The organism is Microbacterium hydrocarbonoxydans (assembly GCF_000956475.1).
Taxonomy (GTDB): Bacteria; Actinomycetota; Actinomycetes; order Actinomycetales; family Microbacteriaceae; genus Microbacterium; species Microbacterium hydrocarbonoxydans_A.
Genome location: NZ_JYJB01000010.1, coordinates 528,862 through 541,828 on the forward strand (window position 1 = coordinate 528,862; position 12,967 = coordinate 541,828).

Genomic DNA, 12,967 nt, shown 5'->3' on the forward strand with positions numbered 1-12,967 from the left:
AGGTTCCGTGACCGCGATGACGGATGAAGAGCTCGACGCTCGCGTCGAGAAGGCCGCAGACCTTCTCCGAGGCCGCAAGATCGCCCTGCTCACGGGCGCCGGCATCTCGACCGACTCCGGCATCCCCGCATACCGTGGCGAGGGCGCCCGGACCCGCTCCGACCCCATGACGATCCAGAAGTATCTGGGCGATGAGGCAGCCAGGCGCCGATACTGGGTCGGCGGGCACCTCGGCTGGCGGGCGTTCGCGCAGGCCGAGCCGAACGCCGGGCACATCGCTCTCGCCGAGATGGAGGCGGGTGGCGTCGTGAGCGGCGTGATCACCCAGAACGTCGACGGCCTGCACCTGCGCGCCGGCAGCTCCCACGTGATCGAGGTGCACGGGACCATGCGCCGAGTGCTCTGCCTGCACTGCGGTCAGGTCTTCGACCGCCGCGACATCGCCCGGCAGATCGAGGAGCGCAACCCCTGGATCACGGTGCCGGAGAACGTTCTGCTGGCACCCGACGGCGACGTCCTGCCGGAGAGCACCGATGGCTTCGTCGTTCCGGTGTGCACTGTATGCGAGGGGATGCTGAAGCCCGACGTCGTGTTCTTCGGCGAGTACGTCCCGCAGGACAGGTTCAAGGCGGCCGAGTCCCTGCTGCGTGCGAGCTCGGCGCTGATCGTCGCCGGATCCTCGCTCGTGGTCAACTCCGGCGTGCGCCTGGTCGAGCGCGCTCGTCGCCGCGGCATTCCCCTCATCATCGTCAACCACGAGCCCACTCGCGCCGACACCTGGGCGGACCTCACGCTCGCGTCGGGCACGAGCGTCGTGCTCCCCGCCATCCAGGAGCTCCTGCAGTGACCCTCATCACCCTCGTCCGACACGGCCAGACCGACTGGAACCTGGCCCGCCGCATCCAGGGCACGACCGACATCCCGCTGAACGAGACCGGGAGGGCCGACGCACGCACGGCCGCTGCGCGGCTCAGCGACTCGGTGCACCACACCATCTACGCGAGCCCGCTGCTTCGTGCCAGGGAGACCGCCGAGATCATCTCCGCCGAACTGGGCCTCGGATCCCCCGCACTCGTCCCTGAGATCCGCGAGCGCGAGTTCGGCGAGGGCGAGGGGATGCTGGTTCCCGACTATCTCGAGAAGTACGGCGACTGGCATGCGCCGGTCCCCGGCGCTGAGACGCTCGAGGAGGTCTGCGAACGGGCGCTCCGCGGCCTGCACCGCATCGCTCGTGAAGCTCGACGGCGCTCGGCACCTGTCGCGGAATCGGTGATCGTGGTCGCGCACGGCGGCGTGATCCGCTCGCTGATCGATCACGTGTCCGGCGGAACGCTCCCCCGGGTCGGCGACGTCCTGGCCAACGGGTCGGTCCACCGCTTCGAGGTGTCGCCGGCCTCGGTGCGCCTGCTCGAGCAGTCGTACGCGCTCTGACGATGAGCGACGATCTGGCGGACTGGCTGCGAACAGCCGCCGTCCGCTTCGATGACGTCGAACCCGACGAGGTCTCGGATGCGCAACTGGAGCCGCTGTTGACATTCGTCGGCGACGCGCGCGTCGTCGCGCTCGGAGAGTCGATGCATCGCGCTCACGAGTTCCTCGCGTGGCGTGCGAGGATCCTGCGATTCCTCGTGGAACACGCAGGCTTTACGGCTCTCGTGCTGGAGAGCGGCTTCATCGAAGGCCAGCCCGTGGACAACTGGGTGCGCACGGGAGAAGGCGGTCTCCGCAGTGTGCTGACAGACGGCATCACGTATCACTTCGGCAAATGTCAGGAGGCGCTCGACCTCGTCGTATGGATGCGCGAACGCGCTGTCTCCAGCGAGCCCGTGCGCTTCTACGGCATGGACATCCCGGACTCCGCGGCGACCGCGCTTCCCGCGGTGCGCGAGGTCATCGCCTTCCTCGACCGGGCCGATCCGCGCTATGCCGAACACCTGCGTGCGACCTTGCTCGGAGGCTTCGACCACCTCCCGGCCGACCGATCAGGCCTCGCTCGCGCCGCGACCGCGATCCAGTCGTACCTCGCTCTGGACGACGCCCGACGCCATGCCATGACGTCGGCGATCAACGCCATGACCGAGCGGCTGCGCGCACGCGCGACCGACTACTGTGCCGCGGGAGCCGACCCCGAGCACGTCGCGTTCGCGATCCGCGCGTCGGAGCTCGCCCGCAGCACTGACGCTTTCCTCGCGGCGATGAGCGAGGGCCCCACCCGCACGTGGGCGCCCGCGAACATCCGCGATTCGGCCATGGCCGACACCGTGGAGTGGATCCTCGAGCGGGAAGAGCGTGTTCTCGTGTTCGCCGCCAATGGGCATGTTCGCAGGACGCCTTACCTCGCTCCTCCGTTCGTCAGCGAGCCGCTTGCGACCGTGGGGACGCATCTGGCGGCGCGACTGGGAGGTGACCTGCGGGTGATCGGCACCACATTCGGAGGTGGCGAGGCATGGCTGCACCGGCCAGGACCTCAGGATGAGCCCGGCCACTCCACGCCGTTCATCGAGCCTCTGCCCTCTCCGCGACCGGACACTCTGGACGGCATGTTGGCGGCCCGAGCCTCCGGTAGCCTGTTCATCGATCTGGCGGAGGCTCCTGACAGCATCGGCGCTGCCGTCGGGACCCACAACGGACCCGAGGTCGAGCTCGCCGACATCCGGGCGGCCTTCGACGGCATCCTGCACGTCGAACGGCTGTCTCCCTGGCATACCTGGATCGACGCAAGGGGCCACTGGAGCTGATCAGCCCGCGCGGGAGATCGTCGATCTGGCGTGCCGGAGCACGGGCTCGTCGATCATCCGGCCGCGGAACCGGAACACTCCGCGCTCGCTCGCGGCGGCCTCCAGCACCGCGCGGGCCCACTCGATCTCATCGGTCTGAGGCCGATAGGCGGCTCTGATCACCGAGACCTGCTTCGGGTGGATGCAGGCCGTCGCCCGGAATCCGGAGGCCGCGGCATCCGTCGCTTCGTGCTGGAGCCCGTCGAGGTCGTCGATCGCGATGTGCACGGCGTCGATCGCCGCCTTGCCGCGTGCGCCCGCCTCGAGCAGCACCCGCGACCGTGCGAAGCGCGCGATGTCGCGGTACCCGCCCTCGGTGGTGCGGCTCGAGGTGCCGCCGAGCGACGCCACAAGATCCTCCGCACCCCACATCATGGCGACGACCCGCGGGTGAGCGGCGATCTTGTCGGCTGCGCTGATTCCGCGTGCGGTCTCGCACAGGGCGATGACGGAGACGTCGTCGTCGAACACATCCAGAGCCTCGGGAGCTTCGGTCTTGGCGACCATGACGGTGCGGAAGCCTGTGCGAGCGAGGGCTGCGAGGTCGTCTCCGAAGGCCTCCGAGCCCGGTGCGTTGACTCTCACGATCACGCGTTCGGGATCGAGTCCGGCGGCGACCACGTTGTCACGTGCGGCGGCCTTCGCCTCTGGCAGCACGGCGTCCTCGAGGTCGAGGATCACCGCATCCGCCTTCTCCAGCGCTCCGTCGAAGCGCTCGGGGCGATCGGCCGGGCAGAACAGCAGGGCGGGTCCCAGCTCGAAGCTCATCTCGGCTCCTCCCCCGGCACGCGGTGCACCAGAACGGTGCGCGTCGCCGTTGCGACGACCACGTCGTCCTGGTTGCGGCCGGTGTGCGCGATCGTGACGATGCCCTGCGAGGGCCGAGACGACGAGAGCCGCTTCTCGACGATCGTGCTCTCGGTGTACAGGGTGTCGCCGGCGAAGAGCGGATGCGGGAACGCGATGTCTCCGAGGCCGAGCTGCGCCACGAGCGTGCCCTGCGTCAGCTGTGCCACGGAGCTTCCCACCATGGTCGACAGTGTCCACATCGAGTTCATCAGCCGCTGACCGAACTCCTGCGACTGCGCGAACGCCGCATCGAGGTGTAGCGCCTGGGTGTTCATCGTCAGCGTGGTGAACAGAACGTTGTCGGCCTCGGTCGCCGTGCGGCCGGGCCTGTGCAGATAGCGGGCGTCCACCTCGAACTCCTCGAAGTAGAGGCCGCGCTGAATGATGTCTCGAGCCACGGTGCCACGCTACCCGGCGAGTCCCAGCGAGCGGGCGATGACGAGCAGCTGCACCTCGGTCGTGCCCTCGCCGATCTCGAGGATCTTCGAGTCGCGGTAATGCCGGGCGACCGGGAACTCGTTCATGAAGCCGTTGCCGCCGAAGACCTGGGTGGCGTCGCGGGCATTGTCCATCGCCGCTTCGCCGGAGACGAGTTTCGCGATCGCCGCCTGCTCGGCGAACGGCCGACCCGAGTCGCGGAGCCGCGCGGCATGCTGCCACGCGAGACGCGCCGTGTGCACCCGCGCCCGCATCCTCGCGAGGGTGAACTGCGCGTTCTGCCTGGTGCTCAGCGCACTGCCGAAGACCGTCCTGCTCTTGGCGTACTCGACAGCCGCCTCCAGGCATCCCTCCGCAGCTCCCGTCGCCAGCGCCGCGATCGCGATGCGGCCCTCGTCGAGGATGCTGAGGAAGCTCCGGAAGCCGGTCCCCCGGTCTCCGAGCAGGTTGCCGGCCGGCACCCGAGCGCCGGTGAAGGTGAGCGGATGGGTGTCGGAGGCGTTCCAGCCGACCTTGTCGTACGGCGCCTCCACAGTGAATCCGGGCGTGCCGTTCGGCACGATGATGGTCGAGATCTCCTTGCGTCCGCCCTCCGCGCCTGTGACGGCGGTGACCGTCACGAAACGGGTGATCGAGGTGCCCGAGTTCGTGATGAACTGCTTCGAACCGTCGATCACCCACTCGTCGCCATCGAGCCGCGCCGTCGTACGCGTCGCGCCGGCATCGCTGCCTGCCTCTGGTTCGGTGAGCCCGAATCCCGCAAGCGCACGTCCGGCAAGGAGATCCGGCAGGAGCTCTCGCTTCTGCTCCTCCGTGCCGAACCGGTAGATGGGCATCGCCCCCAGGCTGACCCCGGCCTCGAGCGTGATCGCGAGCGACTGGTCCACCCGCCCGATCGCCTCGATCGCGAGGCCGAGCGCCATGTAGTCGCCGCCCTGTCCGCCGTACTCCTCCGGGAACGGCAGCCCGAACAGCCCCAGCTCCCCCATCTGCGCGACGACGTCCATCGGCAGCGTGTGGGTGCGATCGGCCTCGTACGACCTCGGTGCGACGACCGTCTCGGCGAACTCCCGCACCATCGCCGCGAGCTCCCGCTCCTCCTCGGTCAGATCTTCCATCATCGGCTCTCCTCCGTCGCCCCGTGTGCGGGGTTCGTCGTGACGCGGGCGACCGGTTGATCGCGCCGCACCTGATCGCCGGTCGCGACCAGGACGTGCACGGCACCGTCGTGCGGCGCCACCACCAGATGCTCCATCTTCATCGCCTCGATCGACACGAGAGCGTCACCGGCTCGCACCTCGGCGCCGTCGGCGACGTGCACGGCGACGACACTGCCGGGCATGGGGGCGCGCGCCTCCGGCTCGGTCGCCGCTGCGGCGATGTCGCGCGCGGCGAGGCGGCGCAGCATCCGCTGTCTGCGATCGAGAGGGCGAAGACGCAGTGAGCGCCCGTCGGCGGAGACCCAGACGCCGCCGTCGGCATCCGTTGCGGCGCGGATGCCCGGTGCCACGCGCGACGGAGCGGCATCGTGCACGACATCGTCATCATCGACGAATGCGAGTGCACGTGCATCGGGGTCGGTGAGCTCACTCCAGGTGCCTCCGGCCCGACCGGCGAGTTCGACGGGAGAGAGGATGCGCCCTGTCTGTGTGCCCTCGTGCAGCACATGCCATCGCGCGGCAGCCAGCATCCGCTCGCTCGCCGGCTCTGCTGCGAACGGCAGCAGTGTGTCGATGAGGCCGGTGTCGAGGTCGCCCTCCACCACCCTGAGATCGCCGCACAACCGGCGCAGGAACGCGATGTTCGTCTCCACGCCCAGTACGACCGTGCGGCTCAGGGCGTCGTCGAGCTGGCGGAGGGCTGTGGGCCGGTCATCCGCGACAGCGATCACCTTCGCGATCATCGGGTCGTAGTGCCCTGTCACGTCAGAACCGGTCTCGATCGCGGCGTCGACGCGCACGCCCGTCGGCGGTTCGAACAGCAGCACGCGCCCGGTCGAGGGCAGGAACCCGCGCTCGGGAGATTCGGCATAGATCCGCGCTTCGATCGCGTGCCCGCGCAGGCGCGGCGCCGGTGTGAGCGTCAGGCCCGCGGCGACCCGCAGCTGCAGCTCGACCAGATCGAGCCCGGTGACCTCCTCTGTGACCGGATGCTCGACCTGCAGACGCGTGTTCATCTCTATGAAGAACACCTCGTCCGGCGCGTCGGCGTCGATCAGGAACTCGACGGTGCCCGCTCCGACGTACGACACGCTCTGCGCGGCGAGCACGGCCGCGTCGAGAAGCCGCTGTCGGGTGGCGTCGGGGATGCCGGCCGAAGGGGCCTCCTCCATCACCTTCTGATGACGCCGCTGCAGCGTGCACTCGCGCTCGCCGAGGGCGATCACCGTGCCGTGCGAGTCGCCGAACACCTGCACCTCGATGTGCCGAGGGCGACGGATCAGCCGCTCGAGGATCAGGGCATCGTCTCCGAATGCGGCCGCCGCCACCCGACGAGCCGAGGCGAGCGCGGAGGCGAGGCTCGACGCGCCCGTCACGACCTCCATGCCTTTGCCGCCGCCGCCGGCGCTGGGCTTGACCAGCAGCGGGAAGCCGACGGCACCCGCTTCCTCCGCGATCTCCGCGTCCGACAGTCCGCGCGCGTCGAAGCCGGGGACGACGGGGACGCCGGAGCGGACGACATGCTCGCGAGCCCGCGCCTTGTCGCCCATGATCTGCAGAGCCTCGGTCGACGGTCCGATGAAGACGATGCCGCTCTCGGCGCAGGCCTCGGCGAGTCCTACGCTCTCGGAGAGGAATCCGTAGCCCGGATGGATGCCCTGTGCTCCCGTCGCGCGCGCAGCGGCGATCACTGCGTCGATGTCGAGATATGACTCGGATGCTGGCGCGGGGCCGATCCGGACGGCGTCGTCGGCCTCGCGCACGTGCGGGGCTGACGCATCCGCGTCGCTGTACACCACCACGCTCCGGATGCCGAGGCGACGGAGCGTGCGGATGACGCGACGGGCGATCTCGCCCCGGTTGGCGACGAGCACCGTGTGGAACGGTTTCGGCTCGGAAGAGCGTTCAGTCGAGTTCATGGAGTCACATCCGGAAGAGGCCGAAGCCGGGCTCGGGAAGAGGTGTGCGCGCGATGACATCGAGCGCAAGACCCAGCACGTCTCTCGTCTCGACGGGATCGATGATCCCGTCGTCCCACAGGCGTGCGGTGGCGTAATAGGGCTCGCCCTGCCGCTCGTACTGCTCGCGGATCGGCGCCTCGAACTCCGCCCGCGCCTCAGGGGTCCAACCCTCGCCGCGGGCGGAGAGCTGGTCTTCCTTCACGGTCGCGAGCACCGACGCCGCCTGCGCGCCGCCCATGACCGAGATCCGGCTCGCCGGCCACGTCCAGAGGAACCGCGGAGAGTAGGCGCGGCCGCACATCGAGTAGTTGCCCGCTCCGAACGATCCGCCGATGATCACCGTGAGCTTCGGCACTCGGGTGCTGGCCACAGCCGTCACCATCTTCGCGCCGTCTTTCGCGATGCCACCCGCTTCGGCGACGGAACCCACCATGAATCCGGTGATGTTCTGGAGGAAGAGCAGAGGAATGCCCCGCTGGTCGCAGAGTTCGATGAAGTGCGCGCCTTTGAGAGCCGATTCGCTGAACAGGACGCCGTTGTTGGCGATGACCCCCACCGGGTGCCCGTGCAGTCGCGCGAAACCCGTGACGAGAGTCGTGCCGTACTCCGCCTTGAACTCACGGAAGGAGTCACCATCGATCAGTCGTGCGATCACCTCGTGTACGTCGTAGCCGGCGTTCACGTCCACCGGAACCACGTCGTACAGCGGCGAGGGCTCGTCGGGCTCTCTGCTCGGCCAGACCTCCCATGCCGGCGCCGCGGGGGCGGGAAGCGTGGAGACGATGTCGCGCAGGATCTCGAGCGCATGCTCGTCATCTTCGGCGAGGTGGTCCACGACGCCGCTGCGGCGGGCATGCAGCTCTCCTCCGCCGAGCTCCTCCGCGGTGACGATCTCGCCGATGGCGGCTTTGACCAGGGGCGGACCGCCGAGGAAGATCGTGCCCTGTCCGCGGACGATCACCGTCTCGTCACTCATCGCCGGCACGTAGGCTCCGCCCGCCGTGCACGATCCGAGAACGGCGGCGAGCTGCGGGATGCCGACGGCCGACATGCGCGCCTGATTGAAGAAGATCCGCCCGAAATGCTCTCGGTCGGGGAACACCTCGTCCTGCTTGGGCAGGAAGGCGCCGCCGGAGTCGACCAGGTAGAGGCAGGGAAGCCGATTCTCCAGCGCGATCTCCTGTGCGCGCAGGTGCTTCTTGACCGTCAGCGGGAAGTAGGTGCCGCCTTTCACCGTGGCGTCGTTGCAGATCACCATGACGTGTCTGCCGTGCACGAGGCCGATGCCGGCGATCACGCCTGCACCCGGTGCCTCTCCCTCGTACAGCCCGTCGGCGGCGAGGGGCGCGATCTCCAGAAAGGGGCTGCCTTCGTCGAGCAGCCGCCTTACGCGGTCGCGAGGAAGAAGTTTGCCGCGGGCGACATGGCGCTCGCGCGAGGCCAGCGGGCCGCCGAGCGCAGCCTGCGCCAGGCGAGCGTGGAGCTCTGCCGCGAGCGACTCCTGGGTGGCATGCATGGTGGACTCCTCCTCGAGTCACGTCCATCCGCGAAACACTGTGGCGCGTCGCGGGCGTTTCCGGTTAGTGTTCACTAACCCGATGATTCAGGTTAGCGAGGATTAACTGAGATGACAAGCCCGCTCACCGCCAGAGACCGCGCGAAGGCCGCGCGTTCCGACGCGATCCTGCGCGAGGCCGCGCAGCTGTTCGCCGCCCGCGGATACAGCGGCGTGAGCCTGGAAGACATCGGCACGGCCGTCGGCGTCTCTGGCCCCGCGGTCTACCGTCATTTCGCCGGCAAGCAGGCTCTTCTCGGAGCAGTCCTGGTCAAGGTCAGCGAGGATCTCGTCTCCGGCGGCAGCCGGGTCTCCGCCGCAGCCTCGTCCGATGAGGAGCGGATGCTGTCGCTCATCCGCTTCCATGTCGATTTCGCGCTCGGCAACGCCGATGTCATCCGCGTGCAGGACCGAGATGTCGCGCACCTCGCAGAGGAGGACCGCGCCGAGGTGCGCCGCCTGCAGCGTGCCTACATCGACCTCTGGATCGCTGCCCTCGCGCCGCTGATCGATGCACGTGAGGACGAGCTCCGTCTCCGGGTGCAGGCGTGCTTCGGCCTCATCAACTCCACGCCGCACTCGACGAGGGCGGAGGCACGACGCCACTCGGCCACCGCGACGGTTCTCGCCGCGATGGCCGATGCGGCACTCCGCGCGTCTACCTGAGCAGCATCGCGCGGCCGGGCTCTTGAAGGACGTCGCCGACGTCCTTCAAGAATCGCGCGCCCTCGGCGCCGTCCACGAGACGGTGGTCGAACGACAGGCTCAGGGTCATGACCTGACGCAGCGCGATCTCACCGCGGTGCTCCCACGGCTGGCGCCGGACGGCTCCCACAGCCAGGATTCCGGACTGCCCCGGCGGCAGGATCGGCGTGCCGGCGTCGACGCCGAAGACTCCCACGTTCGAGATCGAGAACGTTCCGCCAGCGAGATCGGCCGGCGATGTCTTGCCGGCCCGCGCCGTCTCCGCGAGCGTCTTCAGCGCATCCGCGAGGTCGACGAGCGTCATCTGCTCGGCATCGCGGATGTTCGGCACGATCAGCCCTCGGTCGGTCGCGGCCGCGATGCCCAGATCGACGTAGTTGTACTGCACGATCTCGCCGGCCTGCTCATCCCAGTGCGAGTTGAGCCCGGGGGTGCGCGCGAGGGCGAGGCACGCGGCCTTCGCGACGACGGCGAGCGGACCGATGCGATGCTCGGCCAGGGAGCGGTCCTCGCGCAGCGAGGCGATGAGCTCCATCGTCGCCGTCACGTCGACGGTCAGGAACACCGTGACGTGAGGTGCCGTGAAGGCGCTCTGCACCATCGCCGCAGCCGTGTGCTTGCGCACGCCCCTGATCGGGATGCGCAGCTCGCGGCCCTCGGGGGCCAGGGCCGCCGCCGACGTCGGAACATCCACAGGCTCGGTGGCGGTGTCGGAGGCGATGCCGACCCGCTCTGCGTACGCGTCGATATCTGCCCTGGTGATGACGCGGTCGCCGACCCCTGCCGCCACGAGCACCAGATCGACGCCGAGCCGGTTCGCGTACGCACGTACAGGCGGGGTGGACCGTGGACGCTCGATCACCGTCTCGACAGTGGCCGTCGGCCTCGCGTCATGGGGGGCGGCCTCCAGCACGGCGGTGTCTGCGGCAACCGCTGCGCCCGCCCGTCGCGCACGACGCGCGGGGCGCCCGCCCTGCGAGGGAGCCGCGCCGTAGCCGACGAGGTTCGGCTGAGACTTCTCCGCCGCGTCGGCTCCGCTCGGAGCCTGCTCGTCGCCGCCTACGACGTCGAACGCGATCAGAGGCGCACCGACCGCGACGACCTGACCGGCATCCGCGTGCAGCGAGGAGACCGTGCCCTCATAGGGAGAGGGCAGCTCCACGATCGCCTTCGCCGTCTCGACCTCGGCGAGAGTCTGATTGAGCGTCACGGTGTCTCCCGGCGCGACCAGCCACTGCACGACCTCGGCCTCGGTCAGGCCCTCGCCGAGATCCGGGAGGTGGAACTCGGCGATCATGCGTCGGCTCCCGTCAGGCTGTTCGGTCGGTCGAGAACCCGATCGACCGCGTCGAGCAGGCGATCGAGGTCGGGCAGGTGATACTTCTCGAGCTTCGCGGGCGGGTATGGGATGTCGTGTCCGGTGACGCGGAGCGGGGCGGCCTCGAGGTACTCGAAGCAGCGCTCCGTGATGCTGGCGATCACCTCGGCGGCGACGCCCGCCTCGCGCGAGGCTTCATGGGCGACGACGACACGCCCGGTCTTGCGCACGGACGCGGCGACCGAGTCGTAGTCCACGGGTGAGAGCGAGCGCAGGTCGATGACCTCGAGCGAGATGCCCTCGTCCTCGGCGGCCTCAGCCGCCTGGAGAGCCGTGGTCACCATGGCGCCGTACGTGATGAGCGTCGCGTCGGTGCCACCTCGGACGACCCGTGCGAGACCCATCGGCGCAGCATCCGCCAAAGGGGCGTCCAGATCGACTTCGCCCTTGTGGTGGTACAGCCGCTTGGGCTCGAAGAAGATCACCGGATCGTCGCTGGCGATCGCCTGACGAAGACTCCGATACGCGTCTTCGGGGTTCGACACCGCGATCACTCGCAGGCCGGCTGTGTGCACGAAGTAGGCTTCGGGCGACTCTGAGTGGTGCTCGGCGGCGCCGATCCCGCCTGCCCACGGGATGCGGATCGTGATGGGCATCTTGACCCGTCCCTGGGTCCGGTAGTGCAGCTTCGCGACCTGGGAGACGATCTGGTCGAACGCGGGGTACACGAAGCCGTCGAACTGGATCTCGACCACCGGTCGGTACCCGCGGAAGGCGAGCCCCACGGCGGTGCCGACGATGCCCGACTCGGCGAGCGGCGTGTCGAACACACGCGCCGCACCGAACTCGTCGAGCAGGCCGTCGGTGATGCGGAAGACGCCCCCGAGCTTGCCGATGTCCTCGCCGAGCAGGACGACCTTGTCGTCGTCGAGCATCGCGCGGCGGAGCCCAGCACCGAGTGCCTTTCCGAGAGTGAGCTCGGCCATGATCATGCCTCGCCTTCGAACGTAGCCAGGTACGCGGCGTACTCGTCGCGCTGGCGCTGCAGTCCGGTGTGCGGTTCCGCGTACACGCCATCGAAGACCGCGAGGGGCTCGCGGGTCACCATGCCCAGGCATGCTGCGCGCATCTCCCGCGCGGCAGTGTCGGCTGCCGTCTGGATCTCGGCGAGCTGCTCATCGTTCAGCTCGTCCATCGATCGCAGGTGCGCTTCGAGACGGGAGATCGGGTCACGCCGGCGCCAGGACTCCAGATCGGCCTCGGACCGGTATCGGGTCGGGTCGTCGGCCGTGGTGTGCGGACCCATCCGGTACGTGACGGCCTCGATGAAGGCGGGACCCTTGCCGGAACGCGCGTGGTCGAGCGCCCAGCGCATCGCCGCCATGCACGCGAGCACGTCGTTGCCGTCCACTCGCAGGCTCGGGATGCCGAAGCCGGGCGCGCGTCCGGCGATGGGGAACTGGGACTGCACGGAGACCGGCTCGGAGATCGCCCAGTGGTTGTTCTGGCAGACGAAGACGACCGGCGCCTGGTAGGAGGAGGCGAAGACCATCGCCTCGTTCACGTCGCCCTGACTCGAGGCGCCGTCGCCGAAGTAGGTCACCGCGACCTCATCGGCCTTGTCGTGCTTGATGCCGAGGGCATAGCCGACGGCGTGCAGGGTCTGCGCCCCGATGATGATCTGCAGCGGCGCGACGCGCAGCTCCCGAGGGTCGTAGGCGGCTCCCTCTTCACCGCGCCACGCCCGCACGAAGTCGCCTGCGCGGGCGCCGCGTGCGTAGATCACTCCCGTCTCGCGATAACTGGGGAAGACGTAGTCGCGGTCCTCGAGCGCGCGGGCCGTGCCGATCTGTGTCGCCTCCTGACCGTTGCACGGGGCCCAGAGCCCGAGCTGTCCCTGTCGCTGGAGTGCGATGCCCTCGGCGTCGATGCGACGCAGGACCACCATGTCGCTCAGGAGGGAACGCAGCTGGGCGGCATCCACATCTGCGACGTAGGCGTCGAGCGCGGGGTTGGCGATGCGCGCGCCGTCAGGTGAGAGGATCCGCTCGGAGAGCTCCAGATCCTGCGCGGTGTCCACGATCGGTGTGAGTTGCGGTGACATCTTCGTCCTCCTCTGTCGCGAACGCCCTCGTGAGGCGCTGCACGTCGTCCACCGGCTTCTTCGCCGGTAACCCGAGGGTACGTCCGCTCAACACCTCGCT

Annotated in this window: 12 protein-coding genes; 4 read left to right on the forward strand and 8 right to left on the reverse strand. The window is 69.1% G+C overall.

All coding sequences use genetic code 11. The features are described 5' to 3' along the window. Window positions 1–16 precede the first annotated feature (16 nt). Genes RS84_RS15100 through RS84_RS15110 form a run of 3 tightly spaced genes read left to right on the forward strand, consistent with a single transcriptional unit; the run spans window position 17 to window position 2,738 of the window. Entirely contained in the window at window positions 17–847 is an 831-nt protein-coding gene (locus tag RS84_RS15100; protein ID WP_045259231.1) for a Sir2 family NAD-dependent protein deacetylase, read from the forward strand. Further along, a complete protein-coding gene (locus RS84_RS15105) occupies window positions 844–1,431 on the forward strand; it encodes a histidine phosphatase family protein (RefSeq protein WP_045258604.1) in 588 nt (195 codons plus the stop codon). Before RS84_RS15100 ends, RS84_RS15105 begins: the two co-directional genes overlap by 4 nt. Window positions 1,432–1,433: 2 nt before the next feature. Next, entirely contained in the window at window positions 1,434–2,738 is a 1,305-nt protein-coding gene (locus RS84_RS15110; RefSeq protein WP_045258605.1) for an erythromycin esterase family protein, read from the forward strand. Here RS84_RS15110 and RS84_RS15115 read toward each other — a convergent pair whose 3' ends face one another. The 5 genes from RS84_RS15115 to RS84_RS15135 are packed head-to-tail and all read right to left on the reverse strand — an operon-like array spanning window position 2,739 to window position 8,701. After that, window positions 2,739–3,545: an HpcH/HpaI aldolase/citrate lyase family protein gene (locus tag RS84_RS15115; RefSeq protein WP_045258606.1), complete on the reverse strand. Its 807-nt coding sequence runs from the start codon at window positions 3,543–3,545 to the stop codon at window positions 2,739–2,741. Continuing rightward, the gene (locus tag RS84_RS15120) at window positions 3,542–4,024 is read right to left on the reverse strand and encodes a MaoC family dehydratase (protein WP_045258607.1); all 483 of its coding nucleotides are present in this window, start codon (window positions 4,022–4,024) and stop codon (window positions 3,542–3,544) included. The genes RS84_RS15115 and RS84_RS15120 overlap by 4 nt, the downstream gene beginning before the upstream one ends. A 9-nt stretch (window positions 4,025–4,033) precedes the next feature. After that, a complete protein-coding gene (locus RS84_RS15125; protein ID WP_321163045.1) occupies window positions 4,034–5,182 on the reverse strand; it encodes an acyl-CoA dehydrogenase family protein in 1,149 nt (382 codons plus the stop codon). Beyond that, entirely contained in the window at window positions 5,182–7,143 is a 1,962-nt protein-coding gene (locus tag RS84_RS15130) for an acetyl/propionyl/methylcrotonyl-CoA carboxylase subunit alpha (RefSeq protein WP_045258609.1), read from the reverse strand. The genes RS84_RS15125 and RS84_RS15130 overlap by 1 nt, the downstream gene beginning before the upstream one ends. A 4-nt stretch (window positions 7,144–7,147) precedes the next feature. Next, window positions 7,148–8,701, reverse strand: coding sequence for a carboxyl transferase domain-containing protein (locus tag RS84_RS15135; RefSeq protein WP_045258610.1), 1,554 nt, complete (start codon window positions 8,699–8,701; stop codon window positions 7,148–7,150). Between the two features lie 111 nt (window positions 8,702–8,812). On the opposite strand from RS84_RS15135, the gene RS84_RS15140 reads away from it, so the two are divergent. Then, the gene (locus RS84_RS15140; protein ID WP_045258611.1) at window positions 8,813–9,406 is read left to right on the forward strand and encodes a TetR/AcrR family transcriptional regulator; all 594 of its coding nucleotides are present in this window, start codon (window positions 8,813–8,815) and stop codon (window positions 9,404–9,406) included. On the opposite strand, the gene RS84_RS15145 is transcribed toward RS84_RS15140, so the two are convergent. The 3 genes from RS84_RS15145 to pdhA are packed head-to-tail and all read right to left on the reverse strand — an operon-like array spanning window position 9,399 to window position 12,867. Next, window positions 9,399–10,742 carry a dihydrolipoamide acetyltransferase family protein gene (locus RS84_RS15145; RefSeq protein ID WP_045258612.1) on the reverse strand — a complete coding sequence of 448 codons (1,344 nt, stop codon included), beginning with the start codon at window positions 10,740–10,742 and terminating at the stop codon, window positions 9,399–9,401. The genes RS84_RS15140 and RS84_RS15145 overlap by 8 nt on opposite strands. Further along, complete coding sequence (locus tag RS84_RS15150; RefSeq protein WP_045259232.1) at window positions 10,739–11,749, reverse strand: alpha-ketoacid dehydrogenase subunit beta; 1,011 nt, start codon at window positions 11,747–11,749, stop codon at window positions 10,739–10,741. Before RS84_RS15150 ends, RS84_RS15145 begins: the two co-directional genes overlap by 4 nt. A 2-nt stretch (window positions 11,750–11,751) precedes the next feature. Continuing rightward, window positions 11,752–12,867, reverse strand: a complete 1,116-nt coding sequence (gene pdhA, locus RS84_RS15155; RefSeq protein WP_045258613.1) for a pyruvate dehydrogenase (acetyl-transferring) E1 component subunit alpha — start codon at window positions 12,865–12,867, stop codon at window positions 11,752–11,754. Between the last annotated feature and the right edge of the window lie 100 nt (window positions 12,868–12,967).

What these genes read in the sequence shown, in the direction of transcription:
- RS84_RS15125 (WP_321163045.1), bottom strand. Translation starts at nt 5,182, where the DNA reads ATGGAAGATCTGACCGAGGAGGAGCGGGAGCTCGCGGCGATGGTGCGG.
- RS84_RS15115 (WP_045258606.1), bottom strand. Translation starts at nt 3,545, where the DNA reads ATGAGCTTCGAGCTGGGACCCGCCCTGCTGTTCTGCCCGGCCGATCGC.
- pdhA (WP_045258613.1), bottom strand. Translation starts at nt 12,867, where the DNA reads ATGTCACCGCAACTCACACCGATCGTGGACACCGCGCAGGATCTGGAG.
- RS84_RS15100 (WP_045259231.1), top strand. Translation starts at nt 17, where the DNA reads ATGACGGATGAAGAGCTCGACGCTCGCGTCGAGAAGGCCGCAGACCTT.
- RS84_RS15130 (WP_045258609.1), bottom strand. Translation starts at nt 7,143, where the DNA reads ATGAACTCGACTGAACGCTCTTCCGAGCCGAAACCGTTCCACACGGTG.
- RS84_RS15145 (WP_045258612.1), bottom strand. Translation starts at nt 10,742, where the DNA reads ATGATCGCCGAGTTCCACCTCCCGGATCTCGGCGAGGGCCTGACCGAG.
- RS84_RS15135 (WP_045258610.1), bottom strand. Translation starts at nt 8,701, where the DNA reads ATGCATGCCACCCAGGAGTCGCTCGCGGCAGAGCTCCACGCTCGCCTG.
- RS84_RS15150 (WP_045259232.1), bottom strand. Translation starts at nt 11,749, where the DNA reads ATGGCCGAGCTCACTCTCGGAAAGGCACTCGGTGCTGGGCTCCGCCGC.
- RS84_RS15140 (WP_045258611.1), top strand. Translation starts at nt 8,813, where the DNA reads ATGACAAGCCCGCTCACCGCCAGAGACCGCGCGAAGGCCGCGCGTTCC.
- RS84_RS15110 (WP_045258605.1), top strand. Translation starts at nt 1,434, where the DNA reads ATGAGCGACGATCTGGCGGACTGGCTGCGAACAGCCGCCGTCCGCTTC.